19 protein-coding genes, 4 tRNA genes and 1 other RNA gene are annotated in these 25,752 nt (G+C 70.8%); 14 read left to right on the top strand and 10 right to left on the bottom strand.

What is annotated here, in order from left to right; all coding sequences use genetic code 11:
* Positions 1-330: 330 nt before the first annotated feature.
* Complete coding sequence (locus tag ACSMXV_RS21140) at positions 331-1,308, top strand: SMP-30/gluconolactonase/LRE family protein (protein WP_473172905.1); 978 nt, start codon at positions 331-333, stop codon at positions 1,306-1,308.
* Positions 1,309-1,417: 109 nt separating this feature from the next.
* On the opposite strand, the gene ACSMXV_RS21135 is transcribed toward ACSMXV_RS21140, so the two are convergent.
* A tRNA-Ser gene (locus tag ACSMXV_RS21135) sits at positions 1,418-1,505 on the bottom strand.
* A gap of 72 nt (positions 1,506-1,577) precedes the next feature.
* On the opposite strand from ACSMXV_RS21135, the gene ffs reads away from it, so the two are divergent.
* From ffs to ACSMXV_RS21105, 6 genes are all read left to right on the top strand, one after another.
* Positions 1,578-1,672, top strand: an RNA gene (gene ffs, locus ACSMXV_RS21130) — signal recognition particle sRNA small type.
* 147 nt (positions 1,673-1,819) lie between these two features.
* Positions 1,820-4,279, top strand: coding sequence for a DNA polymerase III subunit gamma and tau (locus tag ACSMXV_RS21125; RefSeq protein WP_473172904.1), 2,460 nt, complete (start codon positions 1,820-1,822; stop codon positions 4,277-4,279).
* 187 nt (positions 4,280-4,466) lie between these two features.
* Complete coding sequence (gene purD, locus ACSMXV_RS21120; RefSeq protein WP_473172903.1) at positions 4,467-5,726, top strand: phosphoribosylamine--glycine ligase; 1,260 nt, start codon at positions 4,467-4,469, stop codon at positions 5,724-5,726.
* A gap of 716 nt (positions 5,727-6,442) precedes the next feature.
* Complete coding sequence (locus ACSMXV_RS21115; protein ID WP_473179014.1) at positions 6,443-8,530, top strand: hypothetical protein; 2,088 nt, start codon at positions 6,443-6,445, stop codon at positions 8,528-8,530.
* Positions 8,531-9,325: 795 nt separating this feature from the next.
* A complete protein-coding gene (locus ACSMXV_RS21110) occupies positions 9,326-10,795 on the top strand; it encodes a N,N-dimethylformamidase beta subunit family domain-containing protein (RefSeq protein ID WP_181867471.1) in 1,470 nt (489 codons plus the stop codon).
* Positions 10,796-10,951: 156 nt separating this feature from the next.
* A complete protein-coding gene (locus ACSMXV_RS21105) occupies positions 10,952-11,851 on the top strand; it encodes a phosphoribosylaminoimidazolesuccinocarboxamide synthase (protein ID WP_473172902.1) in 900 nt (299 codons plus the stop codon).
* A gap of 76 nt (positions 11,852-11,927) precedes the next feature.
* On the opposite strand, the gene ACSMXV_RS21100 is transcribed toward ACSMXV_RS21105, so the two are convergent.
* The 8 genes from ACSMXV_RS21100 to ACSMXV_RS21065 all read right to left on the bottom strand — a co-directional run bounded on the left by ACSMXV_RS21100 (position 11,928) and on the right by ACSMXV_RS21065 (position 16,814).
* Positions 11,928-12,003 (bottom strand) — tRNA-Gly (locus ACSMXV_RS21100).
* A 23-nt stretch (positions 12,004-12,026) separates the two neighbouring features.
* Positions 12,027-12,644, bottom strand: coding sequence for a response regulator (locus ACSMXV_RS21095; RefSeq protein WP_473172901.1), 618 nt, complete (start codon positions 12,642-12,644; stop codon positions 12,027-12,029).
* A complete protein-coding gene (locus ACSMXV_RS21090; protein ID WP_473172900.1) occupies positions 12,641-13,867 on the bottom strand; it encodes a sensor histidine kinase in 1,227 nt (408 codons plus the stop codon). Before ACSMXV_RS21090 ends, ACSMXV_RS21095 begins: the two co-directional genes overlap by 4 nt.
* A 45-nt stretch (positions 13,868-13,912) precedes the next feature.
* Positions 13,913-14,683 carry an ABC transporter permease gene (locus ACSMXV_RS21085; RefSeq protein WP_473172899.1) on the bottom strand — a complete coding sequence of 257 codons (771 nt, stop codon included), beginning with the start codon at positions 14,681-14,683 and terminating at the stop codon, positions 13,913-13,915.
* Positions 14,680-15,696 (bottom strand): ABC transporter ATP-binding protein, encoded by a 1,017-nt coding sequence (locus ACSMXV_RS21080; RefSeq protein ID WP_473172898.1) that lies wholly within the window; start codon positions 15,694-15,696, stop codon positions 14,680-14,682. The genes ACSMXV_RS21085 and ACSMXV_RS21080 overlap by 4 nt, the downstream gene beginning before the upstream one ends.
* Positions 15,697-15,854: 158 nt before the next feature.
* Positions 15,855-15,930, bottom strand: a tRNA-Gly gene (locus tag ACSMXV_RS21075).
* Positions 15,931-16,036: 106 nt separating this feature from the next.
* Positions 16,037-16,108 (bottom strand) — tRNA-Gly (locus tag ACSMXV_RS21070).
* A gap of 355 nt (positions 16,109-16,463) precedes the next feature.
* The gene (locus ACSMXV_RS21065) at positions 16,464-16,814 is read right to left on the bottom strand and encodes a histone-like nucleoid-structuring protein Lsr2 (RefSeq protein WP_473179013.1); all 351 of its coding nucleotides are present in this window, start codon (positions 16,812-16,814) and stop codon (positions 16,464-16,466) included.
* 363 nt (positions 16,815-17,177) lie between these two features.
* Here ACSMXV_RS21065 and purS point away from each other — a divergent pair, with 363 nt between their 5' ends.
* The 7 genes from purS to purM all read left to right on the top strand — a co-directional run bounded on the left by purS (position 17,178) and on the right by purM (position 25,011).
* The gene (purS, locus tag ACSMXV_RS21060; RefSeq protein ID WP_067273899.1) at positions 17,178-17,447 is read left to right on the top strand and encodes a phosphoribosylformylglycinamidine synthase subunit PurS; all 270 of its coding nucleotides are present in this window, start codon (positions 17,178-17,180) and stop codon (positions 17,445-17,447) included.
* Positions 17,444-18,148, top strand: a complete 705-nt coding sequence (gene purQ, locus ACSMXV_RS21055; RefSeq protein WP_473172897.1) for a phosphoribosylformylglycinamidine synthase subunit PurQ — start codon at positions 17,444-17,446, stop codon at positions 18,146-18,148. Before purS ends, purQ begins: the two co-directional genes overlap by 4 nt.
* Complete coding sequence (gene purL, locus ACSMXV_RS21050) at positions 18,148-20,415, top strand: phosphoribosylformylglycinamidine synthase subunit PurL (protein WP_473172896.1); 2,268 nt, start codon at positions 18,148-18,150, stop codon at positions 20,413-20,415. The genes purQ and purL overlap by 1 nt, the downstream gene beginning before the upstream one ends.
* A 150-nt stretch (positions 20,416-20,565) precedes the next feature.
* Positions 20,566-21,366 (top strand): maleylpyruvate isomerase family mycothiol-dependent enzyme, encoded by an 801-nt coding sequence (locus ACSMXV_RS21045; protein WP_473172895.1) that lies wholly within the window; start codon positions 20,566-20,568, stop codon positions 21,364-21,366.
* Between the two features lie 56 nt (positions 21,367-21,422).
* Entirely contained in the window at positions 21,423-22,289 is an 867-nt protein-coding gene (locus ACSMXV_RS21040) for an META domain-containing protein (protein WP_473172894.1), read from the top strand.
* Positions 22,290-22,369: 80 nt separating this feature from the next.
* The gene (gene purF, locus ACSMXV_RS21035; protein ID WP_473172893.1) at positions 22,370-23,896 is read left to right on the top strand and encodes an amidophosphoribosyltransferase; all 1,527 of its coding nucleotides are present in this window, start codon (positions 22,370-22,372) and stop codon (positions 23,894-23,896) included.
* Positions 23,897-23,943: 47 nt separating this feature from the next.
* Complete coding sequence (gene purM / locus ACSMXV_RS21030) at positions 23,944-25,011, top strand: phosphoribosylformylglycinamidine cyclo-ligase (protein WP_473172892.1); 1,068 nt, start codon at positions 23,944-23,946, stop codon at positions 25,009-25,011.
* Positions 25,012-25,235: 224 nt separating this feature from the next.
* Here the strand turns inward: purM and ACSMXV_RS21025 are convergent, their stop codons facing one another.
* Positions 25,236-25,499: a DUF3073 domain-containing protein gene (locus ACSMXV_RS21025; protein WP_181660988.1), complete on the bottom strand. Its 264-nt coding sequence runs from the start codon at positions 25,497-25,499 to the stop codon at positions 25,236-25,238.
* Positions 25,500-25,752: the final 253 nt, after the last annotated feature.

The raw sequence follows: 25,752 nt of genomic DNA, 5'->3' as shown, positions 1-25,752 counted from the left end.
GTCTTTGAGGGCCGGGGGCCTTTTGTCTTTGAGAGCCGAGGGCCTTGAGAGCCGGGGGACGGCCCTTGAGAGCCGGGGGCCTTTGATGGCCCGGCTCGCAGCTCGATGGTCATCCGAGAGGGGCAGCGAGCCGAGCCCGGGGATGGGGGCGCCGGGGGAACTCCCGCGTACCGCGGCCCGTTACGAACGAACGGAAGTTGAAACCGGATTGAAGCCGAGTGCACCGAGCGCGCCAGGTTCATAAAGTTCGCAGAGTTCGCTGAGGTACTGAGAGTCCGCTGAGGTACTGAGTTCGCAGCCCCACCCCACTCATCACGGAGGCAAGGAACCATGACCCGGAACCACCCCCAGCCGTCCCGGCGCACGGTCCTCGGCGGTGCCGCCGTCGCCGCGCTCGCAGTGGCGACCGGCGCCGGCACGGCGAACGCCGCTTCCGCCGGCACGGCGAGCGCCGCTTCCGCCGCCACGGCTGCCGCGTGGCCGACCGAGTTCGCGCTCCCCAACGGTTTCCTCCCCGAGGGGATCACCATCGGCGGAAAGCCCTACGCCTATATGGGCTCCCGCGCAAACGGCGCCGTCTACCGCACCGATCTGCGCACCGGCGAAGGCGGTTTCCTCTACGAGGGCGCCACGGGCACGGCCGCCATCGGGCTGAAGCTGGACCGCGACGGCCTGCTCTACGTCGCCGGAGGCGGCGGAGGAACGGCGAGGGTCGTCGACAGCCGCACCGGCAGGCTCCTGACCACGTACCAACTGACGGACGCGACCGGCCACTTCATCAACGACGTCATCCTGCTCGGCGACCGCGCCTGGTTCACCGACTCCCGCGACAGCGTGCTCTACGGCCTGCCGCGCGGCCGCGAAGGAGAGATCCGGGCCCTGCCGCTCAGCGGCGACTGGGTGCAGACGCCCAATGTGAACAACGCCAACGGCATCGTCGGCACCCCCGACGGCCGAGGGCTGATCGTCGTCAGCAGCTCGCCCGGCAAGCTCTACCACGTGGAGCTCAAGACCGGTCACGCCACCGAGATCGTGCTGAACGGCGCGGCCGACGTCGCCAACGGCGACGGCCTCTTCCGCATCGGCCAGGCGCTGTACGTGGTGCAGAACCGCCAGAACCTCATCAGCGTGTTCGACCTCGACGCCAAGATCAGCTCGGCCACCCTGCGCCGCACGATCACGGACCCCCGGTTCGACGTCCCCACCACAGCCGCCCGCTGGGGCGACCGTCTCTACCTGGTCAACGCCCGCTTCACCAGCCCCCAGACCCCGGACACGACGTTCAACGGCGTCGCGGTCTCCATCTGACGCGGGTCTTCGCCCTCGGTCTCTATCTGAGACGGAAACTGAGACGGACAACGTCGAAGGGCCCCACCGCGAACGGTGGGGCCCTTCGACATCGTGCCCGGTGAGGCACTGGCGGAGGATACGAGATTCGAACTCGTGAGGGGTTGCCCCCAACACGCTTTCCAAGCGTGCGCCCTAGGCCTCTAGGCGAATCCTCCGCCGGAAACATTACATGACGGCGAGCGGTGCTCGCGAACTCGTTCGCGCCCGTGGAATCGGGTACCCTGTGCAGAGCCCCTCACGTGGCGCTATCTGACTGAACTCCCCCAGGGCCGGAAGGCAGCAAGGGTAGGTTGGCTCTGGCGGGTGCGTGGGGGGCGCTTTGCGTCTGCACCGTGTGACTCATTGTGACGGACACCTGGCGACAGGCGGCCACGCGCATTGCCGGAGCCGCTCTGACGAGGCCGGAAGGGTTCTCGAAGCCGTCCGCGCGCAGTCCGTGTTGTCAGTGGGCGCCTATAACCTCGTATGCGTGTCGTCTCTCGCGCTGTACCGCCGCTATCGCCCGGAGTCGTTCGCCGAGGTCATCGGGCAGGAGCATGTCACCGGCCCGCTGCAGCAGGCGCTGCGGAACAACCGGGTCAATCACGCGTACCTGTTCAGCGGGCCGCGCGGCTGTGGCAAGACGACCAGTGCCCGGATCCTCGCGCGGTGTCTGAACTGCGAGCAGGGGCCCACACCGACGCCCTGCGGCGAGTGCCAGTCGTGCCGGGACCTGGCGCGGAACGGGCCGGGTTCGATCGACGTCATCGAGATCGACGCCGCGTCGCACGGTGGCGTGGACGACGCCCGTGACCTGCGAGAGAAGGCGTTCTTCGGGCCGGCTGCCAGCCGTTACAAGATCTACATCATCGACGAGGCGCACATGGTCACCTCGGCGGGGTTCAACGCCCTGCTGAAGGTGGTCGAGGAGCCGCCGGAGCACCTCAAGTTCATCTTCGCCACGACCGAGCCCGAGAAGGTCATCGGGACGATCCGGTCGAGGACGCACCACTACCCCTTCCGGCTCGTCCCGCCGGGGACCCTGCGGGAGTATCTGGCCGAGGTCTGCGGGAAGGAGAACATCCCCGTCGAGGACGGGGTGATTCCGCTTGTCGTGCGCGCCGGTGCCGGATCCGTGCGTGACTCCATGTCCGTCATGGACCAGCTGCTCGCCGGTGCCGGCGAGGAGGGTGTGACGTACGCCATGGCGACGGCCCTCCTCGGGTACACCGACGGGTCCCTGCTCGACTCGGTCGTGGACGCCTTCGCCTCCGGTGACGGAGCGGCGGCCTTCGAGATCGTGGACCGCGTCATCGAGGGGGGCAACGACCCGCGGCGGTTCGCCGCCGATCTTCTGGAGCGGCTGCGCGACCTCGTCATTCTGGCCGCGGTGCCCGATGCCGCGGAGAAGGGACTCATCGACGGCCCCGCCGACCTCGTGGAGCGCATGCAGGCGCAGGCCGGTGTCTTCGGCGGCGCCGAGCTCAGCCGTGCCGCCGACATCGTCAACGAGGGGCTTACGGAGATGCGCGGCGCGACATCGCCACGCCTCCAGCTCGAGCTGATCTGCGCGCGCGTCCTGCTGCCCGCCGCATACGACGACGAGCGTTCCGTGCTGGCCCGCCTCGACCGGCTCGAGCGCGGAGGGAACTTCGTACCGGGCGGGGCCGGGCCGGCGATGGGCTACGTTCCCGGGCCCGAAGCCCATGCCCCGATGGCGCCGGCCGCCGGACCGGCTGTCCCTCCTGGCGGGGGGCCCGCTGCGGCACGGGCGGCGGTACGCGGGGGTGCCGGCGGAGAGGGGACTCCCGCGCAGGCTTCTCCGGCGCCCGCGGGCGCGCCCGCGGCTCAGCATGATGCCGCCGCGCCCCGAGCGGACGCCCCGTCCTCGAACCCGGCGGAGGCCCCTTCCGGCCCGTCCGGGTTCTCTGGGCCTACCGGGTCTTCAGCGTCTTCCGGGCCTTCAGCGTCTTCCGGTCCCTCAGCGCCTTCCGCACCCTCTGCGGCTTCCGGTCCCTCAGCGCCTTCCGCACCTTCCGCGTCTTCAGGGTCCGCACCTGGGGCCTGGCCGACGGCGGCCGCAGCAGGGGCGGGCAGCGGGCGGCGTCCGGGCGGCTGGCCCACGGCGGCAGCGGCGGGTGGCGGAACCGGCCCGGCGGGCGCGGCCGCGACCAGTGACACCTCGTCCGGCGGCTCCACGCCATCGGTGACCGCGTCTGCCCAGTCGGGTCCACAGCCGTATGCGCCCTCGGCACGGCCCGCGCAGCCGCCGCAGGCACCGCAGCCGCCGGCATCGTCCGCGCAGCAGCCCGCCTCCGGAGGCCTCGACCCGCGCGCCCTGTGGCCGAACATCCTCGAGGCGGTGAAGAACCGCAGGCGCTTCACCTGGATCCTGCTCAGCCAGAACGCACAGGTGGCAGGGTTCGACGGGACGACCCTGCAGCTCGGCTTCGTCAATGCCGGTGCCCGGGACAACTTCGCGAGCAGCGGCAGCGAGGACGTACTGCGTCAGGCGCTGGCCGAGCAGTTCAACGTGCAGTGGAAGGTCGAGGCGATCGTCGACCCGTCGGGTGGCGGTGCCGCATCGCCGCCCGCCTCCGGCGCGGGGTTCAACAGCGGTTTCGCCGCGGGTGGCGGTGGACCGGCCACGCCGCGCCCGGTCGCTCAGCAGCCACCGGCCTCCGCTCCGCGACCGGCCGCTCCCTCGGCCCAGGCCCACGCCCATGCCCAGCCCCAGTCCCCTGCTTCGGCGGCGCCGGCGCGGCCAGGGCCGCCGCAGTCCTCGCCCTCCGAGCCGGATCCCCACGAGGCGGAGAGGCGCCATGTCGCCCCCGAGGACGACGTTCCCGAGGCCGACGACCCGGATCTCGACGAGTCGGCCCTGTCCGGCCATGACCTGATCGTCCGGGAGCTGGGCGCGACGGTCGTGGAGGAGTACTCCAGCGAGTAGGCGGAGTACTCCAGCGAGTAGGGGGAGTACTCCAGCGAACACCGGAGTACTCAGCGAATAGGGCGAGCTCCAACGTTTGAGCGCACCGGCCGGGGCGGCCAGGCTGGAGGAACGCACAAACGCTCCTCACCCCCACCTTCGGAAGCCCGTACAAGCGCATACGCCGTCGGCGGTTAGGCTGGCTGCCGTGAAGGTCCTCGTCATCGGCAGCGGCGCCCGCGAACACGCCCTGTGCCGCTCTCTGTCCCTCGACCCCGACGTCTCCGCCCTGCACTGCGCTCCCGGTAACGCGGGCATCGCCGAGGTGGCCGAGCTGCACGCGGTCGACGCCCTCGACGGCGCGGCCGTCGCCGCCCTGGCCACGGAAGTGGAGGCCGACCTGGTCGTGGTCGGCCCCGAGGCGCCGCTCGTGGCCGGCGTCGCGGACGCCGTGCGCGAGGCGGGCATCCCCTGCTTCGGCCCCTCGAAGGAGGCCGCGCAACTGGAGGGATCCAAGGCCTTCGCCAAGGAGGTCATGGCCGCGGCCGGAGTCCCCACCGCCCGCAGCTACGTGTGCACCACGCCGGACGAGGTGGACGAGGCGCTCGACGCGTTCGGCGCCCCGTACGTCGTCAAGGACGACGGCCTCGCCGCAGGCAAGGGCGTCGTCGTCACGGGCCACATCGAGGCCGCGAGGGCCCACGCGAACGCGTGCGACCGCGTGGTCATCGAGGAGTACCTGGACGGCCCGGAGGTCTCGCTCTTCGCGATCACCGACGGTACGACCGTCGTTCCGCTGCAGCCCGCGCAGGACTTCAAGCGCGCCCTCGACAACGACGAGGGCCCCAACACCGGCGGCATGGGCGCGTACTCGCCGCTGCCGTGGGCCGACCCGAAGCTGGTCGACGAGGTGCTCCAGACCGTCCTGCAGCCGACGGTGGACGAGCTGCGGCGGCGCGGTACGCCGTTCTCCGGTCTCCTCTACGCCGGTCTGGCGATCACCTCGCGCGGCGTACGGGTCATCGAGTTCAACGCCCGCTTCGGCGACCCCGAGACGCAGGTGGTGCTGGCCCGTCTGAAGACGCCGCTCGCCGGGGTGCTCCTGGCCGCCGCAAACGGCACGCTGGCCGATCTGGAGCCGCTGCGCTGGAGCGACGACGCCGCCGTGACGGTGGTCGTCGCCTCGCACAACTACCCGGGCACGCCGCGCACCGGTGACGCCATCGAGGGCCTCGACGAGGTGGCGGCGCAGGACGCCCCCCACGCGTACGTGCTGCATGCCGGCACGAAGCAGGACGGCCACGCCGTCGTGAGCGCGGGCGGGCGTGTCCTGTCCGTGACGGCGACTGGCGCGGACCTCACGCAGGCGCGCGAGCGCGCGTACACGGCGCTGTCCCGCATCCGGCTGGAAGGCTCCCAGCACCGCACGGACATCGCCGCGAAGGCGGCGGAGGCCGCCGGGGACTGAAGCTCCGAGTCCGGGTGCCGGCATGCCTGAGCCCTGGGCCCCGGACCGGTGCATCCGGCCCCGGCCACAGCACCGGGATGCCGGCCATGGCCTCGGGCTGGGGATTGCTGCCTCTGCCACGGTCCGGGGCCGCTGGCCTCGGGCTGGGAGATTGCTGCCTCTGCCACAGTCCGGGGCCGCTGGCCTCGGGCTCGGAGATTCCTGCCCTGCCATAACCACAGGTCCCGGACCGCTGGCCAGGGCTCGGAGATTCCGGCCTCGGCCTCACCTCTGGTCGGTCGGCCTCGGACTCGGAGAGTCCGGGCTCCGGCCAACCCCGGGCCGTCGGCCTGCACTGGAGAATCCGGCCGTGGGGCCACAGCCCCGGGCCGTCGGCCCCGGCCACCGAGACTTCCGGCGCCCAGCCCACAGCGTCGACCCCCGGCTCCCCTCCGATTCAGGGCCCAAGCCTCACCCACCTGCAAGCCTCACCCACCTGTCATCCACCTCTACCCAAAGCCCCTCCATCGAGTGAGCGCTGACCCATCCGGCTGACGCGGGCGGGAGCCCCAACTAGGGTGCGGCGCAAGCGTTCCGGCACTTGGCCCACCGGCATTGCGATGTCAGTGGTGGGTGCCACAGTGGGGGAGTGAGCAACGCCAAGGACGTCCGACGGCGGTGGCTGGCAGAGCACGCGCCGGGCGGGCACTAGGGGGTGACATCCGGTCGTGTCCGGTATGGCTGTGGAGGTGGGCGCGCAGGCCGCGCGCTCCCGGGCCCTCGCCGTGCTGCGCATCCGCAGCAGGGCGCTGGCCGTTGCTCTGCTGCCCGCCGCCGTCGCCGTCGTACTGCTGGCCGGCGGCGCCACCGGGCATATGGGCGGCCGTGGCTGGGACGCCCTCCGGTGGATCGTGACGTTGCTCGCCGTCGCCGTGCTGGTCGCCGCTGCGGGCGTTGCTCTCGTCATAGCCCGCTCCAGACCGGCGGTGAGCCCCACAGTGTCGATCCCGGAGGCGTCCGCTCCCGACCTCTACCGGATGGTGAGGGACCTCGCGGACCGGCTCGACGTGCCCGCACCCTCGGCGATAGCGCTGACCCCGGACTGCGACAGCTGGCTCGAGGACCGCACCCACCCGGCGCACGGCCCGCCTGCTGGCGAAGGCAAAGACGACATACGTGGCGCGATACGCGGCGTGCGGACGGCATCGGCCCGGTCGCGCCGGGGCACGGCGGCGCCGGTCCTGGTCATCGGATCCCCGTTCCTGTGGTGGATGCGCGTCGGTGAACTGCGGGCGGTGCTCGCCCCGGTCGTCGCTGGTACGGGGCCTTCCGCGCACCCCGACATATCCGCGGCCCGACGCTTCGTACGAGGGCTGGACGCGGCGGTCGCGGTGACGTCCGTACCCAGGAGGGGGCCGCTGTCCCGGGCGGTTCTCGCGTCCGTCGGGTGGGTGGCCCGGCTCCTGCTGCGTAGCTGTCGCGGGCATGCGGCCGAGATGGAGCGGGGTGTGGCGGCAGCGGCCGCCGAGCGTGCACAGGCTGTGGACTACGGCCTGCGGATCGTCGCTCAGGAACAGGTGGGCCTGGCGTACGCCGGATGGGACCGGCTCCTGACACGGGTCGCGCTGCCGGCATGGCGGATGGGGCGCTGGCCGTCCCGGCTCGACGCGGGTGTGGTGGCCGCCCTCACCGAGCTCTCGCGCCGCGACCGCCTCGCCGAGGGCTTCGCCTCCCGGCTCGGGGAGCGGCCGGCCTGCGATCTGCTGGAGGAGCCGGGCGTGGTGGACGAGGCGGCGTCGCTGCTCGCCGCCCACCTCTTCCACGGCGGGCCCGCGGAGCGGGGGCCCGACTGGGCGCCGGTGAGCTGGCAGGAATATCCGGACGAGGTGGTCGACCGCAAGTGGCGTACGGATGCGGCGCGCCTGCATCGCGTACTGGACGCCCTGTGGCCTCTGCCCCGCACGGCCGGACACGCCGCGGCGCCCCACTCGGAGGCTCCGACCCTGGCGCGAGTGATGGACCACCTCAGCGTCCGCGGCACCGGCCCGTCGGCAAGCCCGACAGCTGCAGCACCCGCCGCAGCTTCACCACGCACCGCAGCTCCAGGCTCCCCGTCCCCGGCTGCTCCCACCGCGCCGACGTACGGCCCGACGCCCAAGCCGGCACCCGCTGCCACTTCGCCCGTGACCCGCGCAGTCGGCGCCGATGCGGGTGCCGAGGCCGGTGTCGGTGCCGATGCCGAGGCCGGTGCAGACGGAGGCGCCCGCTCGGAGGCCCCCGCGAACACCGACTCCGACGCGGCCTGCACCGACACCGACACGGCCTGCACCGACATGGCCGACTCCGACGCGGCCCGCACCGACATGGCCGCCCCCGGCATACCCACGCATGGCGAACACGGGCGGGGCGAAGCCCTCGCGGCGTGTCTCAGCGCGGAGCTGGCCCGCGAGGAGTCCGCGTCCCCGGACACGCGCTCTGCTGCGGCGGATCGTTCCGGTAGTACGCCTGGCGCCGGTACGGGAGGCGGCGATGCCCTGTGGGACGACGGCATGCTGCCGCTCTTCCCGTCACAGCCGCCGCGTACCGGACGTGAGCTGCTGACCGACCATGTCACGGCGATGGTGTGCTGCGCCGCCGTGGACACCGCCGGGGCCGCTCCCGGCCTCGACTGGCTCGACGGGCCGGCGCTCCTGGTCGGCGGCGAACGCGCGGCGGACCTTACGCCGCTGGTTCTGAGACTCGTGGAAGACGGCGATCCGGAGCCGTTGCGTGGCTGGCTCGCGCGCCTGGGCGTCCGCCCGGAGAAGCCGGTACGGCTGGTCTGACCTGCCCGTTCTGGCGGCGGACAGCCGCCGTGGGTCGACGGCCGGGCATAGCAGTGCTCGTCTGGCGGCGCTCCGTCCCTCGCCGGCCGACCTGGAGGCCGTCCATCCGGATCGAGTCAATTCACAACGAACGGTGACGGAGTGAGTGCGTAATGTGATGTGCTGGGGATCGGCCGACTGATGCGCGGCCGTATGGCGTCCGATCCACAAGTTCTCCGGGATACGGCGCACGCAAGGACAAGGACTCCGGGACATGAGGGAGGGGAGCAGGCAATGGGGCCGGATCGTGGCGAGCAGGGCACAAGGCCGGAGGAGACGGAGCAGCGGCCGAAGCGGACCGAACGACCGCAGCCGCAGCCGTCGACGCAGTCGCAGCCGCCGACGCAGCCGTCGGCGCAGTCGCAGCCGCAGGCAGAGCCGCGGCCGGCGGCACAAACGCAGCCGACTGAGCGGCCGCATCCGACCGCTCCTCCGAAGTCGACCGGCCCCTCGACGGGGGCTGGGCCGGTACCGACCGTGCCCCCGCAGATGTCAGAAGCCGAAGCCCACCCACTCCCCCCGATGGCACCCCAGCCCCCGGCCGCCTCACAGCAGCTTCCGGCCGCCTCACAGCAGCGCTCGCCGGCCTCACCCCACCCCCCTGCCGCCTCACCCCAGCCCTCGCCGGCCTCACCCCAGCCAGACCAGCCCTCGCCGGCCTCACAGCAGCCTCCGGCCGCCTCGCCCCAGCCCCCGCCAGCCTCACCCCAGCCACCACCGGCTCCGCCTCAGTCCCCGACGAGCTCCTCCCAGCCCGTGATCCGCCGCTGGGAATCCGGTGCCCTCGCGCACGCCGTGACCGACCCCTTCGGCCAGGGCCCCCTGCCCTGGCTCCGCGGCAGCGAGCACTACTTCGACGACACCGGCCAGGTGGTCCCGTGGTACGTCGACCACGCACCGGCCCCCGGCGCCGCACGGATCCCGGCCCCCCGTACGGGCGGCCCCCGCACCGCGGACGACGTGCACCGCCAGATCAAGGGATTCACGTCCACCGGCGCGGCCGCCCCCGGCGAGGCGATCGACTTCCACGTCACCGTCGACCCGCCGCAGCAGTTCAGCGTCGACATCTACCGGATCGGGCACTACGAAGGCGACGGCGCCGCGAAGATCACCACGAGCCCCCGTCTCTCCGGCATCGTCCAGCCACCCCCGCTCACCGCCGACCGCACGGTCTCCTGTCATCACTGGTGGCTGTCCTGGCGCCTGCAGATCCCGTCGTACTGGAACATCGGGGCATACGTCGCCGTCCTGACCACCGCAGACGGCTACCGCTCCCACGTCCCCTTCACCGTCCGCGACCACAAGCCCGCCGATCTGCTCCTCCTCCTGCCCGACATCACCTGGCAGGCGTACAACCTCTACCCGGAGGACGGCCACACCGGCGCCAGCCTCTACCACGCGTGGGACGAGAACGGCCGGCTGCTCGGCGAGAGCGAGGCCGCCGTGACGGTCTCCTTCGACCGCCCGTACGCGGGTGCGGGGCTGCCTCTCCACGTCGGTCATGCGTACGACTTCATCCGCTGGGCCGAGCGGTACGGATACGACCTCGCGTACGCCGACACCCGCGATCTGCACGCGGGCCGTGTCGACCCCACCCGCTACCGCGGCCTGGTCTTCCCGGGACACGACGAGTACTGGTCGGTCCCGATGCGCCGCGTGACCGAGCTCGCCCGCGAGCACGGCACCTCGCTCGTCTTCCTGTCCGCCAACACCATGTACTGGCAGGTCGAGCTCGGCCCGTCCCCCTCCGGCGCACCGGACCGCCTGCTGACCTGCCGCAAGCGCAGAGGCCCGGGAAAGCCCGCGCTCTGGCGCGAGGTCGACCGGCCCGAGCAGCAGCTGATGGGCATCCAGTACGCGGGCCGCGTACCGGAGCCGCACCCCCTGGTCGTCCGCAACGCCGAACACTGGCTCTGGGAGTCGACCGGCGCGCATGAGGGCGACGAGATCGACGGCCTGGTCGCGGGCGAGGCCGACCGCTACTTCCCGCGTACCGTGCTCCCCGAGCACCGGCGGCGCATCCTGCTGGCCCACTCCCCGTACCAGGACGGCGAGGGCGTGCAGCGCCACCAGGAGACGTCCCTGTACCGCGCCCCGTCCGGCGCGCTCGTCTTCGCGTCCGGCACCTTCGCCTGGTCCCCGGCGCTGGACCGCCCTGGCCACGTCGACGAACGCATCCAGCGAGCCACGGCCAACCTCCTGGACCGCATCTGCAAACGCGCCTGACGCGACCCCCACGGCCCCGCGCGCCCTCCTCGACCACCCTCCCCACACGCCTGACCGGGCCACCGCCTGAGTGCCGCGGTCGACCCCTGGCCAGGGCCACCGCACGCATACGGGAGAATCGAGGCAGCAATTCAGACAGAACCACGGGGAGGAACCGTGTCCGGATTCGTCGAGAAGCCCGAACCGATCGAGGTTCCGGGCCTGGTGCATCTGCACACCGGCAAGGTGCGCGATCTGTACCAGAACGAGGCCGGCGACCTCGTCATGGTCGCCAGCGACCGCCTCTCCGCCTACGACTGGGTGCTCCCCACGGAGATCCCCGAGAAGGGCCGCATCCTCACCCAGCTGTCGCTGTGGTGGTTCGACCAGCTCGCCGACCTGGCCCCGAACCATGTGCTGAGCACCGAGCTGCCCCAGGGCGCGCCGGCCGACTGGGAGGGCCGCACGCTGATCTGCAAGTCGCTGCGGATGGTCCCGGTCGAGTGCGTGGCGCGCGGCTATCTGACGGGTTCGGGCCTCGTCGAGTACGAGCAGTCGCGCACCGTGTGCGGTCTCGCGCTCCCCGAGGGACTCGTCGACGGCTCGGAGCTGCCCGCGCCCATCTTCACGCCCGCGACGAAGGCAGCGGTCGGCGAACACGACGAGAACGTGTCGTACGAGGAGGTCGCACGCCAGGTGGGCGCCGACACCGCCGCCCAGTTGCGGCAGGTGACCCTCGCCGTCTACGCCCGTGCCCGTGACATCGCCAGGGAGCGCGGGATCATCCTGGCCGACACGAAGTTCGAGTTCGGTTTCGACGGCGAGGCGCTCGTGCTCGCCGACGAGGTGCTGACCCCCGACTCCTCCCGCTTCTGGCCCGCCGATGCTTGGCAGCCGGGGCAGGCCCAGCCGTCGTACGACAAGCAGTTCGTACGGGACTGGCTGACGTCGGCCGAGTCCGGCTGGGACCGTAAGAGCGAGCAGCCGCCGCCGGCGCTTCCGGAGCACATCGTGGAGGCGACGCGGGCGAAGTACGCGGAGGCGTACGAGCTGCTGACCGGCACCACCTGGTCGTAGTCCCGAGAGCCGTAGGCCCGACAGGCACACGGAAACGACGAAGCCCCCGGCGGTCTGACCGCCGGGGGCTTCGTTCTGGAGCGGACGACGAGGCTCGAACTCGCGACCTCAACCTTGGCAAGGTTGCGCTCTACCAACTGAGCTACGTCCGCATTGCGCTGTTGCGCGAGAGCTACTATACCCAACCCCGCTCGCGAGCGAGACGCACAGCCGCATGACGGTTCTCCACCCCGAGCTTGGACACGGCCGACGACAGATAGTTCCGTACGGTCCCCTGCGACAGCGCGGCCCGCTCGGCGATCTCCGAGACCGGCGCCCCGTCGGCGGCCAGCTCCAGCACCTCGGCCTCGCGGGCGGTCAGCGGCGAGTCCCCGGCGGAGATCGCGTCCGCGGCCAATTCGGGGTCGACGTACCGGTTTCCGGCATGCACCGTGCGGATGATCTCCGCGAGCCGTTGCGCGCTGACGGTCTTCGGGACGAATCCGCGCACACCGGCCGCGAGCGCCCGCTTCAGATGCCCCGGCCGTCCGTGACTGGTGACGATCAGCACCTGGCAGGAGGGCAGTTCGGAGCGCAGGGATGTGGCGACCTTCACACCGTCCGCGCCGGGCATCTGCAGATCGAGCACGGCCACGTCGGGCGCGTGCGCCCGCGCCATCGCCAGTGCCTCCGGACCGGTGGCCGCCTCGGCGACGACCACGAGGTCGTCCTCCAGCGACAGCAGCGCGGCGAGGGCCCCGCGGATGAGGTGCTCGTCGTCGGCGAGCAGCACGCGCACCACCGGAGACGTCACGATGCGCTCTCGCAGTCGGCCACCGCCAGTGGCACCTCCGCCACCAGCCGGAACACGCTCCCCTCGGCCGGCCCCGCCGCCAGCGTCCCGCCCACCACGGCCAGCCGTTCGCGCAAACCGGCGAGCCCCGAGCCTCCCTCCCCCATGGAAGGAGCCGCTCCATCGTTCTTCACCGTCAGCACCACATGCCCCTCCATCACCCGCAGCCGCACCGCACACCGTCTGGCGTCCCCGTGCCGCAGCACGTTCGTCGTGGCCTCCCGCACCACCCACCCGAGCGCCGACTGCACTTCACCCGGCAGCCCCGCGGCCGCGGCCTCCCCGGACACCTCGCACGCGATCCCGGCCGCCGTCAGCACACCCTGTGCGCCCGTGAGTTCGACCCCGAGGTCGGCCTCCCGATATCCCCGTACGACATCCCGCACCTCGCGTTGCGACTCCTGTGCGATCCGCTGCACTTCCACCATCTGCTCTACCGCCTCGGCATGTCCCCGGCGCGCCAACTGCACGGCCAGCTCGCTCTTCAGCGCGATCACGGCGAGGTTGCGCCCCATGACGTCGTGCAGGTCCCGCCCGAACCGCAGCCGCTCCTCCGCGACGGCGAGCCGTGCCCGGGTCTCGCGAGCGGCGTCGAGTTCGTAGACGGCGTTGAGCAGCCAGACGGAGAAGACGCAGGTGAAAGCGACGAACCCGGCGCCGAGCAGCACCACGAACGCCGTGACCACGGCGGACACCCCGGAGACGCCCAGTGAGAACGACACGAGTCCGGCGCCCGCCGCGAAGCCCCCGACGAGCGCGAACACATGCCGCCGGCTGCGGACGCCGAGCGCGAGAATGCCGGCCCCGAAGATCAGGACGACCCCGAAGACCGAGCCCGCCGTGGGCTCCACGCCGTCCCGGTCCGGGCCGCGCGCCGCGATCGCGATCGCGGCGACGGCGATCACCGCGGTGACCACGGCGAGCGTCCACAGCAGCCGGACGGGCTGCTCGCGGCTGCCGCGGGTCCAGTCCAGCGCCCGCGAGGCGGTCACGGCGCAGGTCGCGGCATGCACGCTCGTCATCAGCATGAGCAAGCCCCCGAGCCGCGGCCCCACATGGCCGACGGCCGGGAGCCCGGCCGTGGCCAACTCGATCACCGCGAAGAAGTGGAACGACCACCGGGTGTACGTCTCGACCTTCGCCGGCGTGCTCTTCCCCCGCCACCATCTGCCCGGCCTGCGCAACTTGCCGCTCCCCTCCCTACGTCATCCGTCCCCGCCCCCAGTGCGTCAGCGCCGCGGCTCCCACCTGAACCACCGTCGCACAGCGAACAGCGCGATCACCGTCCAGGCCAGCGCGGTCGCCACGGCGCCCAGGGCCTCGTACGCCGACAGGTCCCCGGTCCACCCCCCGCGCACCAGCGTGATCACCGGCGTCAGCGGCAGCAATTCGCACACCGAGGCCACCCGGTCGGGCAGCAGTTCCAGCGGGATGGCCACACCCGAACCGAGCATGGAAACGAACAGCATCGGCAGACTGGTCACCTGAGCACTCTCGGCGGTCCTGGTGAACGCGGCCGTCACCGCCGCCAGCGCGCCGCACAGCACCAGCCCCGACAGCACGCCCACGACGGCGAGATGAGGAGCCGGCGGCGCCCCGAGATCGAGCACGGCCGTGCAACCGACCGCCAGCAGCACGCACTGCACCAGCCCGATCCCGGAGGCCGGCAGCGCAGCCCCGACGAGGATCTCCCGGTCGCGCAGCTCGCCGGTGCGCAGCCGTTTCAGCACCAGCTCCTCGCGGCGGACGACGTAGGCGCTGGTGAGCGCGGCGTAGACCGCGAAGAGCAGGGAGAAGCCGATCGCGGCCGGCAACATGACCGTGCCGACCGTGAGCCCGGCGTCCGCCAGGTCCATCTCGTCGACCGCGGACCGCACGCTGAGCGGCAGCAACAGCGGTACGGCCACCGCCGTGACGAGCGTGGCCCGGCTGCGTCCCAGTAGGGTCAGCTCCGCCCGCGCCAGCGCACTCATCCGCCCCGCGACAGCAGTCGTGGTCATACGGCCACTCCCTCCTTCTGCGCCGCGGCACCCGCCGTGCGCCCGGCCATCCCCAGAAACGCCTCCTCCAGCGAGGCCGACCGCACGTCCAGCCGCAGCAGCTCGACCCCCGCGTCCCGCGCCCACACCAGGAGCCCGGTGGCCGACCGCTGCAACTCATGCGTCCGCAGCCGTACGACCCGGCCCTCCACCGCGTGGCCGACGACGCCCAGCTCGCCCAGCGCCGGGAGATCCGCCAGGAAGTAGCCCTCAGGCAGTTCGAAGGAGATCCCTGCCGGCTGGGACGCCGTCACCTCAGCCGGAGTCCCGGTCGCCGCGATCCGCCCCTCGTGCAGGATCGCCAGCCGGTCGGCCAGCCTCTCCGCCTCCTCCAGGTAGTGCGTGGTCAGCAGCACGGTCGTCCCCGTGTCCCGCAGCCGCCCGATCAACTCCCAGGTGTCCCGCCGCCCTTCGGCGTCCAGCCCGGTCGTCGGCTCGTCCAGGAACAGCACCTCGGGATCGCCGAGCAGCGCGAGCGCAAGGTCCAGGCGCCGCCGCTCACCCCCGGACAGCTGCTTAACCCGTACGCCGGACCGCGGCCCGAGCCCGACGAGCTCCAGCGCCTCACCCACGGTCCCGCCCGTCTCCCGCCGCCACTCCTCCAACGAGCGGCTGCGCCGCGCACCCCTCTTCGCCCCGCTCGTGCAGCCCGCCCACATCCGCACGGTCTCCGCGACGGTCAGCTCCGACGGAAGGCCGCCCTCCTGCAACATCACCCCGGTCCGCGGCCGTACGGCGGCCCGCTCGGCGTACGGGTCCCGGCCCAGCACGCGCACCTGGCCTCCGGCCGGCTCCGCGAGCCCCTCCAGCAGTTCGACGGTGGAGGTCTTGCCGGCGCCGTTGGTGCCCAGCAGCGCGAAGATCTCCCCGCGGCCCACACGGAACGTGATGCCGCGCACAGCCTCGAACCCGCCCCCGTACACACGCCTCAGGTCGGTGACCTCGATCACGTGCTCGTGTTCGTTCGTGTCCATGACCAACAGCGTCCCAGTGATCAAGCGCCGGCAGCAGTGCGCGCTGTCATCACTCCGCATGACAAATGTCAGAGAAATCGCCGGATGGGCAGCCGACTGAGGACAGCCAGATGAAGACAAAAGGAGAGGCCCCGGTCGATGACCGGGGCCTCTCCTCCTGGAGCGGACGACGAGGCTCGAACTCGCGACCTCAACCTTGGCAAGGTTGCGCTCTACCAACTGAGCTACGTCCGCATTGCCCCCGATCAGCTTTCACTGACCGGTGCGAGCACCAGCCTACCTGATCCACAACCGTGCTCGGTAAACCGGGTCGGCAAACCGTGGTCGGTAAGCGATGCAGAGCGGGTGACAGGAATCGCACACTGCGCCTCCCCCTTGGAAAGGGGGTGTTCTGCTACTGAACTACACCCGCAAGACCCCGTGAGGTGTGGCTTTTCGGCCTTGCCCCTCGGCGTGATCCAGACTCTAACTGATCAGCGGGGGTGCCGCGCAAGTCGGTTCGAGGGAGGGCGGGATGGGGCCTGGCCGCCATACGGCACCGGGTGCGTTGCCTCCCACCGGGCTGAGGCGACCCTGCCTCCCGTCACGCGATCCCGCCCTCCGGGCACCCGGGGCTACCTGCCCTCCGGCATTCGGGGGCGACCCGCCCTCCGGCATTCGGGGCGGCCCTTCCCCGTCCGGCCCGTCCCCGGGTCCATGCCCCGGTCGGTCCGGCATCCGGGACGCCTCGCCCTCCGGCGCCGGCGAAGCCACCCCCGCCCGCGCCCTCAGTTCGCCGCGTCGAACGCCTCGTACACCTTCTTCGGGATCCGGCCGCGCGGCGGTACGTCCATCTTGTTCGAGCGGGCCCAGGCGCGGACCGCCGCGGGGGACGCGGCGACGGCGGTGTGCGTGTAGTCGCCGGTCGGCTTGCCCGCGGTCCCGCCGGTGGACTTCCCGGCGGCCGTCCGCTTGCGGCCGGCCTGCATGTAGGGAGCCAGCGCCTTACGCAGTTTCCTGGCATTGGCGGGATTGAGGTCGATCTCGTACGACCTGCCGTCCAGCCCGAAGGCGATCGTTTCCGCCGCTTCTCCGCCGTCGATGTCGTCATAGAGGGTGACCACGACACGTTGCGCCACGAATATCGGTCCCTTCATGCGACATCACTGCGTTGACGTGCGGTGATGGCGACTGATCAGCAGTTTTCAGCAAAGTACGGGGCAAGTATCGGCTATTGCCAATTCCTTTGTACAGGGCTTGGCATTGCATTGTGAAGCCCGACTGAATACGTCCGCGTGTCCGGTATCGGAGTGAGGGTGGCGGTAGGGGAGCGTAGGTGCAATGCGACCCCGCGGTTTTTTCCCTGAATTTTCCGTGAAGACGTCCCGGTCGATACCGGATCGTGATCGCGGTCACGTAGGTTCCGCCATATCTACGCGAGTAGAAATCGGGGCCGGGTAGTCTGAAGACACTTGCTCACGCACCACACACCGGGAGTGCCAGTGGCACGCGTCGTAGTCGACGTCATGCTCAAGCCGGAGATCCTCGACCCCCAGGGACAGGCGGTGCAGCGTGCACTGCCGCGCCTCGGCTTCGAGGGCATCTCCGACGTTCGTCAGGGAAAGCGCTTCGAACTCGAGGTGGACGGGCCGCTCGACGAAGCCGCCCTCGCCCGTATTCACGAGATGGCGGAGACCTTCCTCGCCAACACCGTGATCGAAGACTTCGTCGTAAAGGTCGAAGAGGCCGAAGCCGTAAAGGTGGAGTCGTGACCGCTCGTATTGGAGTCGTCACTTTCCCGGGCACGCTCGACGACCGTGACACCCAGCGCGCGGTCCGGCTTGCCGGTGCTGAGCCGGTGCCGCTGTGGCACCGCGACAAGGACCTCCAGCAGGTCGACGCGGTGGTTCTGCCGGGCGGATTCTCGTACGGCGACTATCTGCGTGCCGGAGCCATCTCGCGCTTCTCGCCGCTGATGGAGACGGTCATCGACCAGGCGAAGTCCGGAATGCCGGTGCTCGGCATCTGCAACGGCTTCCAGGTGCTCACCGAAAGCCACCTCCTTCCCGGTGCGATGCTGCGGAACAACCATCTGCACTTCATCTGCCGCGACCAGAAGCTGCGCGTGGAGAGCGACCGTACCGCCTGGACCGCCGACTACACCGCCGGCCAGGAGATCTCCATTCCGCTCAAGAACATCGACGGCCGCTATGTAGCCGACGAGCGGACGCTGGACATGCTGGAGGCGGAGGGCCGGGTCGCCTTCCGGTACGTCGCCCGCGGCGAAGCCGCTGATGGATACGGAAATCCGAACGGGTCGCTGCGCGACATCGCCGGCATCACCAACGAGGCGGGCAACGTCGTCGGCCTCATGCCGCACCCCGAGCACGCCGTGGAGCCGGGGATCGGGACCGGCCGCACCGACGGCCTCGGATTCTTCACCTCGATCCTGAAGAAGCTGGTCAACGTCTGATGACTCTCGACACCGTCAAGCACGCCACCGAAACGCCCGACGTCGAGCAGCCCTGGTCCGAACTGGGCCTGAAGCAGGACGAGTACGAGCGCATCCGCGAGATCCTCGGCCGCCGTCCCACCGGCGCAGAGCTCGCCATGTACTCGGTGATGTGGTCCGAGCACTGCTCGTACAAGAGCAGCAAGGTCCATCTGAAGCAGTTCGGCGACAAGGCCCCGGAGAACGACGCACTGCTCGTCGGCATCGGCGAGAACGCCGGCGTCGTCGATGTCGGCCAGGGCTACGCGGTCACCTTCAAGGTCGAGTCGCACAACCACCCCAGTTACATCGAGCCGTACCAGGGCGCGGCCACCGGCGTCGGCGGCATCGTCCGCGACATCCTCGCCATGGGCGCCCGCCCGGTCGCCGTCATGGACCCGCTGCGGTTCGGCGCGGCCGACCACCCCGACACCAAGCGCGTCCTGCCGGGCGTCGTCGCGGGCATCGGCGGCTACGGCAACTGCCTGGGTCTGCCCAACATCGGCGGCGAGGTCGTCTTCGACGAGTGCTACCAGGGAAACCCGCTGGTCAACGCCCTGTGTGTGGGCGTCATGAAGCACGAGGACATCCACCTCGCGAAGGCGTCCGGCGCCGGTAACAAGGTCATCCTGTACGGGGCCCGGACCGGCGGCGACGGCATCGGCGGTGTGTCCGTGCTGGCCTCCGAGACCTTCGAGTCGACCGGCCCGGCCAAGCGCCCGGCCGTCCAGGTCGGCGACCCCTTCCAGGAGAAGCTCCTCATCGAGTGCACGCTCGAGATCTTCAAGGAGAACCTGGTCGCGGGCATCCAGGACCTCGGCGGTGCCGGCCTGTCCTGCGCCACCTCCGAGCTGGCATCCGCCGGCTCCGGCGGTATGCGCGTCGAGCTGGACACCGTGCCGCTGCGTGACGCGACGCTCTCGCCCGAGGAGATCCTCATGAGCGAGTCGCAGGAACGCATGTGCGCGATCGTCGAGCCCGGCAAGGTCGACCGCTTCCTGGAGATCTGCGAGAAGTGGGACGTCATCGCCACCGTCATCGGTGAGGTCACCGAAGGCGACCGGCTGGAGATCTTCTGGCACGGCGAGCAGATCGTCGACGTACCGCCGCGGACCGTCGCCCACGAGGGCCCGGTGTACAACCGGCCGTACGAGCGCCCGTCCTGGCAGGACGCCCTGCAGGCCGACGACGCGAACAAGCTGCCGCGGCCCACGTCCGGCGCCGAGCTCAAGGAGCAGGTGCTCAAGCTCGTCGCGTCCCCGAACCAGGCATCGAAGTCCTGGATCACCGACCAGTACGACCGCTTCGTGCAGGGCAACACCGTGCTCGCCCAGCCCGAGGACTCCGGCATGATCCGGATCGACGCGGACACGAACCTGGGTGTCGCCGTCGCGACGGACGGCAACGGCCGGTACGCGAAGCTCGACCCGTACGCGGGCGCGCAGCTCGCGCTCGCCGAGGCCTACCGGAACGTGGCGACGACCGGCGCGAAGCCGCTCGCCGTCTCCGACTGCCTCAACTTCGGCTCGCCCGAGGACCCGGCGGTCATGTGGCAGTTCGCCGAGGCCACCCGTGGTCTCGCGGACGCCTGCCAGACGCTCGGCACCCCGGTGACCGGCGGCAACGTCTCGCTCTACAACCAGACCGGCGAGACGGCGATCCACCCGACCCCGGTCGTGGCGGTCCTCGGCGTCATCGACGACGTGACCCGCCGCACGCCGGTCGCCTTCAAGGAAGAGGGCCAGCTCCTCTACCTGCTGGGCGACACCAAGGAGGAGTTCGGCGGCTCGGCGTGGTCCCAGGTGATCCACGGCCACCTCGGCGGTCTCCCGCCGGCCGTGGACCTGGAGCGGGAGCGGCTGCTCGCCGAGATCCTGATCTCGGCCTCCCGCGACGGCATGATCGACGCCGCGCACGACCTGTCCGACGGCGGTCTGATCCAGGCCGTGGTGGAGTCCTGCCTGCGCGGCGGCACGGGCGCGCGCCTTGTCGTCCCGGACGGCCTGGACGCCTTCACGTTCCTCTTCTCCGAGTCGGCGGGCCGCGCAGTGGTGGCCGTGCCGCGCTCCGAGGAGCTCCGCTTCACCGACATGTGCGGGGCGCGCGGGCTGCCCGTGACCCGTATCGGTGTCGTCGACGGCGCTGAGTCTGATTCGCCTGCAGTGGTCGACGTCCAGGGCGAGTTCGCTCTGTCGCTGGCCGAGCTGCGCACGGCGCACGAGGAGACGATCCCGGCGCTGCTGGTCTGACCCACGCCCAGGACACGTGCAGGACACGCGCTGAACAGCCCCCGCCCGGCTTCGGGCGGGGGCTGTCCCGGCTTTGGGCGGGGGCTGTCCCGGCTTTGGTCTTCCGCCGGGCCCGCGCCCGCTGTCACCCCGACCGATTAGCCTCGCCCCATGCCGCCGGCCAAGAAGCGCACCCGCACCCGCTCCTACGACTCCGCGAAGATCCGCGCCGCCGTCCTCACCCAGTTCGGCTCCGTACGAGAGGCCGTACGCGCCCTCACCGACGAGCAGCTGGCGCTTCCCACGCACCTCGGCGACTGGACCGTCCGGGAGCTGGCCGCACATATCGCCATGACCGTAGAGAGCGTCAGCCGGAACATCGAGCGGGACGCACCGGCGAAGGCCGACCTGGACCTGGTGGACCTGCTCTCCGCGTCCGCCTCACGCGCCGACGACATCGCCGTGGGGGTCCGGGAACTCGCCCGCGGCAATCCGGACCTCGACGCGCTCTACTCGCGCACCGAGCAGCGCATCGCCGGGCACCTGGCCGCCACCCCCGACACCCGGCTGCTGGCCACGCCCGTCGGGGCCATCAGCCTCGGTGACTACCTGGTGACCCGCACCGTGGAACTCGTCGTCCACACCGACGACCTCAACCGCGCCGCCGGGCTCGCCATCCCGTACGACCGACAGGCGCTCGCCGCCTGCACCCGGCTGCTGGCCGACGCGCTCGCTCTCAGGGCGCCCGGCGCCTCGACCGAGGTGCGCGTCCCGCCCTTCGCGGTGGTGCAGTGCATCGAGGGACCCCGGCACACCCGCGGCACCCCGCCGAACGTCGTCGAGACGGATCCGCTGACCTGGATCCGGCTGGCGACGGGCCGTACGACCTGGGAAGCCGAGCTGGCTGCCGCCCATGTCTCGGCGAGCGGCGAGCGGGCCGATCTCTCCGCGCTCCTGCCCCTCATGGGATGACGCATCTCATGCCGTGCGACAGGGAACCCGCTCGGTGTCGCATACGTCACATCGCCGTGAAGCGAGTGATGAACATGACGTACGCGGCCGTGGCCCTGCTCGGCACCGCCGCCCTGACCGCCTGCGGCAACCAGCCCGGCAGCGGCCAGGTCGGTGGCGACGTGCAGGTTGCCGACACGCGCTGGGTACCGGAGAAGGTCACTGTCGACGGTAAGGACATCCCCCTGCCGGAGGAGGCACACAACGCACATGTGACGTTCAAGCCCGGCGCCGCGAAGCCGGGCGAGGGCGGTGGCCAGTCCGGGGGCTCCGTGGGCTGTAACAGGATCGGCGCCGACGTGGAGGTCGAGGGCGACATCGTCCGCGTCTCCGACCTCGCGAGCACCGCGATGGGCTGTCCCGGCCCTGTCCAGGACTTCGAGGAGAGGTTCACCCGTATCTTCAGCGGCGATCTCAACGCCACGGTCACGGAACGGGAGGGCAAGCCCAAGACCCTCACGCTGACCAGCAGCAACGGCGACAGCATGACCCTCCGCTCGGAGGCCGCCCCGCCACTGAAGGGCACCAAGTGGACGGTCGACGCGCTCACAGGGAAGGGCGCCGAGGGCACCGCCGAGTCCCTGCCGAAGGCCGCCCGCGGCAGGGCGTATCTGGTCCTCTCCAAGGACGGCACGGTGCGCGGCAGCCTGGGCTGCAACACCTTCTCCGGCAAGGCCACCGTGAAGGACGGCGCCCAGGGCACGATCGAGTTCGGCCGTCTGGCGACCACCCGCAAGCTGTGCTCGGCCCCCGTCATGAGGACAGAGAACGCGATCAAGGAAATACTGGACGGGAAGGTCGCATACGAGAAGGAACACGACGTCCTGACCCTGACCGCGGACTCCGGCAAGGGCCTCACCACCAGGGCGGAGAAGGAGGAGTGACCGCGGCGGAGAAGGCAGAGTAAGAAGTCCCACTGTCCGCGAATTCGGACCAGTGGTCGATCTCGCCTACACTCGGTGGCGTGCCACGTGGTGACGGTCGACTCAATCATGATCTGCTCCCCGGTGAGAAAGGCCCCCAGGACGCTTGCGGCGTCTTCGGTGTCTGGGCTCCGGGTGAAGAGGTCGCCAAGCTCACTTACTTCGGGCTCTACGCCCTCCAGCATCGGGGTCAGGAATCCGCGGGAATCGCGGTCAGCAACGGCTCCCAGATCCTCGTCTTCAAGGACATGGGCCTCGTGTCCCAGGTCTTCGACGAGACCTCTCTCAGCTCGCTCCAGGGCCACATCGCCGTGGGCCACGCCCGCTACTCCACCACCGGCGCCTCGGTGTGGGAGAACGCGCAGCCGACGTTCCGTGCCACCGCGCACGGCTCCATCGCCCTGGGCCACAACGGCAACCTGGTGAACACGGCGGAGCTCGCCGAACTGGTCGCCGCCCTCCCCAAGGAGAACGGCCGCGCCACCCAGGTCGCCGCGACCAACGACACCGACCTGGTCACCGCGCTGCTCGCCGGCCAGACCGACGACGACGGCAAGCCGCTGACCGTCGAAGAGGCCGCCACCAAGGTCCTACCTCAGGTCAGGGGCGCCTTCTCGCTCGTCTTCATGGACGAGCACACGCTGTACGCGGCCCGCGATCCGCAGGGCATTCGCCCGCTGGTGCTCGGCCGCCTGGAGCGCGGCTGGGTCGTCGCGTCCGAGACCGCCGCCCTGGACATCTGCGGCGCCAGCTTCGTCCGCGAGATCGAGCCGGGCGAGTTCGTCGCCATCGACGAGAACGGACTGCGAACGTCCCGATTCGCGGAAGCGAAGCCCAAGGGCTGTGTCTTCGAGTACGTGTACCTGGCACGCCCCGACACCGACATCGCCGGCCGGAACGTCCACCTCTCCCGGGTCGAGATGGGCCGCAGGCTCGCCAAGGAGGCCCCGGCCGAGGCCGACCTGGTGATAGCCACGCCGGAGTCCGGCACCCCGGCTGCCATCGGATACGCCGAGGCGTCCGGCATCCCCTTCGGCAGCGGCCTGGTGAAGAACGCGTACGTCGGACGTACGTTCATCCAGCCCTCGCAGACGATCCGCCAGCTCGGCATCCGCCTGAAGCTGAACCCCCTCAAGGAAGTCATCAAGGGCAAGCGGCTGGTCGTCGTCGACGACTCGATCGTCCGCGGCAACACCCAGCGCGCCCTGGTCCGCATGCTCCGCGAGGCGGGCGCCGCCGAGGTGCACATCCGCATCTCGTCCCCGCCCGTGAAGTGGCCGTGCTTCTTCGGCATCGACTTCGCAACCCGCGCCGAGCTCATCGCCAACGGCATGACGGTCGACGAGATCGGCAAGTCGCTCGGCGCCGACTCCCTCGCGTACATCTCGCTTGACGGCATGATCGAGGCGACCACCATCGCCAAGCCGAACCTGTGCCGCGCCTGCTTCGACGGCGAGTACCCGATGGAGCTGCCCGACCCCGAGCTGCTCGGGAAGCAGCTTCTGGAGACCGAGCTGGCCGCGGGCCCGGCGGCCACCGCCGCGACCGACGCGATCCGCCGCCCGTAACCCACGCAGCGCACGACAGCTGTACGACACGAAAGCCTTCATTTCTCATGTCTGAGACAACTGGTGCCAGCTACGCAGCCGCGGGCGTCGACATCGAGGCGGGCGACCGCGCCGTCGAGCTCATGAAGGAGTGGGTGAAGAAGACGCAGCGCCCCGAGGTCCTCGGCGGCCTCGGCGGCTTCGCCGGCCTCTTCGACGCCTCCGCCCTCAAGAAGTACGAGCGGCCCCTCCTGGCCTCCGCCACGGACGGCGTCGGCACGAAGGTCGACCTGGCCCGCCAGCTCGGCGTTTACGACACGATCGGCCACGACCTCGTCGCGATGGTCATGGACGACATCGTGGTGTGCGGCGCCGAACCTCTGTTCATGACCGACTACATCTGTGTCGGCAAGGTCCACCCCGAGCGGGTCGCCGCGATCGTCAAGGGCATCGCCGAGGGCTGTGTGCTGGCCGGCTGCGCCCTCGTCGGCGGCGAGACCGCCGAGCACCCCGGGCTGCTCGGCCCGGACGACTTCGACGTCGCGGGTGCCGGCACGGGCGTCGTCGAGGCGGACCGCCTCCTCGGCCCCGATCGCATCCGCAAGGGTGACGCCGTCATCGCCATGGCCTCCTCGGGTCTTCACTCGAACGGGTACTCGCTCGTCCGCCACGTGCTCTTCGACCGGGCGAACATGCGCCTGGACCAGCAGGTCGAGGAGTTCGGCCGGACCCTCGGCGAGGAGCTCCTGGAGCCCACCAAGATCTACTCGCTGGACTGCCTGGCCCTCACCCGCACCACCGACGTCCACGCCTTCAGCCACATCACCGGCGGCGGGCTCGCGGCCAATCTGGCCCGGGTCATCCCGGACGGGCTGCACGCCGTGGTCGACCGCACCACCTGGACCCCGGCCCCGGTCTTCGACCTGGTCGGCAAGGCGGGCGACGTCGAGCGGCTCGAGCTCGAGAAGACGCTGAACATGGGCGTGGGCATGATGGCGATCGTCCCCGAGGAATCGGTCGACGTGGCGCTCACCACCCTCGCCGACCGCGGCGTGGACGCCTGGGTCGCCGGCTCGATCACGGACCGCGGCGACCACACGACGGGCGCCGCGCTTGTCGGGGACTACGCGGTCTGAGCCTTCTGAGCCGACCGAGTGACGCTGCCCGGTGGAGCCCGAGGGACACAGCCCGGTGGAACGGCGACCGGTGTGGCGGTCCGGCGGTCGTCGACCGCCCGGCACCCCCCGGGGCGCCGGCGGGCAGCTCCGCGGCAGCGGCAGGCAGCACGAAACCCGGTCCGGCGCTACGGCCCCGGACCGGGTGAAGTGCAGTTGCTACGAGAACTGCGGATGCTGCGCGGTCAAGCGCCGCGGCGCTGCGACGACGGATCGGACTCTTCGTCCTCATCCTCTTCGTCGTCGTTGTAGAGATCCGCGTACCGTGCGTACGGGTCGTCGTCCTCGTCGTCCTCGAACGGCTCGCCGTTCGGCGGCTGGCTCGAAATCGGACTCGAAGTCGATGCGCCCAGCTCGTTGGCCAGACGCGACAGGTCAGTCCCGCCGCTGTTGTACTTCAGCTGGCGGGCGACCTTCGTCTGCTTGGCCTTGGCCCGGCCGCGCCCCATGGCTCGACCCCCTCGGTGACGGGGCTCGACGGCCCCAGAGTCTTGACACGCGTTCATGATCTGGAACGGGCTCTCCATGGAGAGACCCGTCCGTAGGGCTTCAACGGTACCTGCTTCCGCGGCCATACGGTACGTCGCCCGCAGCACGTGCCTCGGTGCAGGACCCGCGAGGCGCCCCGTCCTCGCTGGTCAACTGCGATTTTAACCTCTTCCTGGCGCACGACCCGCCGACAGCGTGAGACTCCTCTCTTTA

Source organism: Streptomyces sp. DSM 42067, from assembly GCF_055792885.1.
The sequence above is the reverse complement of the archived record's forward strand: the minus strand, read 5'-3'. Positions and strand labels throughout refer to the sequence as shown.